Annotated in this window: 1 protein-coding gene; it reads right to left on the reverse strand. The window is 45.0% G+C overall.

The genetic code is table 11. The annotated features are described in order from the left end of the window. The coding region (locus PX484_RS05965) for a folate/biopterin family MFS transporter (RefSeq protein ID WP_288103140.1) at positions 1-1397 on the reverse strand (1397 nt) is incomplete at its 3' end. Positions 1398-1570 lie beyond the last annotated feature (173 nt).

A 1570-nucleotide genomic window follows, 5' to 3' on the forward strand; every position in this document is an offset into this window, starting at 1 on the left:
ATAAAACCGGGTTCAGCTAAAGAACCAGTAACATGATGTTCAAAGACTTCTGCGGGGGGAAAAGTTTTCTTGACTTCCTGAGATTGGGGATCCGTAGAAGGTAGCCATTTAATTAGGGGTAAAGGTAGGAGAGTAGAGAGATTAGTAATCACCACCAATAACCAAAGGTTATCAAAATTAGTTTCGGTGACTCCCAACCAATGGGTTAATAAAGCTCCGATTTCTTGGGAAACTAATCCCGACATATTCCAGATAGACATTAATAAAGCGAATAGAGATGCTTCAATGCCCACGGGACAAAGACGGGCCGATAAGATTAAGACGGGTAAAAAGGCAATTTGTCCCATGACGGTGAGGATGAGACTATCCCCCAAACTAAACCAATGATCGTCAATACCGAGCGCTCGATTAGTATGGGTAACTAAGAGTAGGGTAGTCATGCCTAAAAGCGCAGAAATCACCGTACTCCAACCCAAAATTAAACGAAAGGAAATCGCTTTTAAAAACCGTTGATATACCCAGATACCCAGGATCGAGGCTAAACTGGTGACTAAGCGCACTCGTCCTAAAAATTCTGGTTCAAATCCTAACTCGTTGGTGGTGAAGTAGAAAAAGGCAGAATCGGCGCTAGGAGTAGCCTGCCAGAGGAAAATAAAGGCAGTGGGTAATAAAATTGATTTTTGTCTAATTGCTGACCATAATTGCCCGATTTGCTCCTTGACTTTGGGCGTGGATTGTGCATCATCATTATTCTTGACTTTTTCCTCTGTAATTAAAAACGCCATGGCGGAGGCAATCAGGGGAAAAATAGCCGTGAGAGCGAAGACAGGACGAGTACCGAGGTGTGCCAGTAACCAACCCCCGAGATAAGCCGTAATTAAGCCGCCTAGCGCCGATATTCCCCAAGTTAAGGACTGTAGAGAACCGGATTGAGTGAAGGACTCTCTGCGGGCCCTTTCTACTACCAAAGAATCGACGATGACATCACTAATGGTGACAGAAAGGGAACCAAGCAGGATCGCCGCCGTCGCTTGCCAAGCATTCTCCACCACAGTGGCTAGGGCCAACCAAGCTAAAACACCGAGAATTCCCGATAAAATGAGGTAGGGGCGACGACGATAGCCAAAAATAGGCAAACCATCCGAAAGAAATCCAAAAGCTGGTTTAATCACCCAAGGAATCGCCGCCACTCCGATTAATGCCCCCATCTGGGAGGGACTCAAGGCCAAATCGTCTTTTAAAAAAAAGCTAACCGCTAATCGGGAGAGTCCGAGAATGCCCTGCACGAAATAAACCCCTAAAATGCCAATTAATTCGGGATTAGGGTCATTTCCGAACAAGATACTCTCTTTAAGGAATTTTTTCCCGCGATCGATGCCAAGACGATTAATAAGCATGAAGTTTCATAAATATTTGTTACTGTCTCTATAATAATGATTGAGCGCTCGATCGGTGCGTTAGCTGTTAGGGTTTAACTGTTGAGCTTTAGGTTTTGGCGGTTGGGTATTGGGTTTTAGGGTTTTAGTTGAATTTCCCCTGCTCCCCACTTCCCCATCCCCAATCGGCATAA

It is taken from the genome of Microcystis sp. M49636_WE2, from assembly GCF_030065375.1.
Classification (GTDB): Bacteria; Cyanobacteriota; Cyanobacteriia; order Cyanobacteriales; family Microcystaceae; genus Microcystis; species Microcystis aeruginosa_C.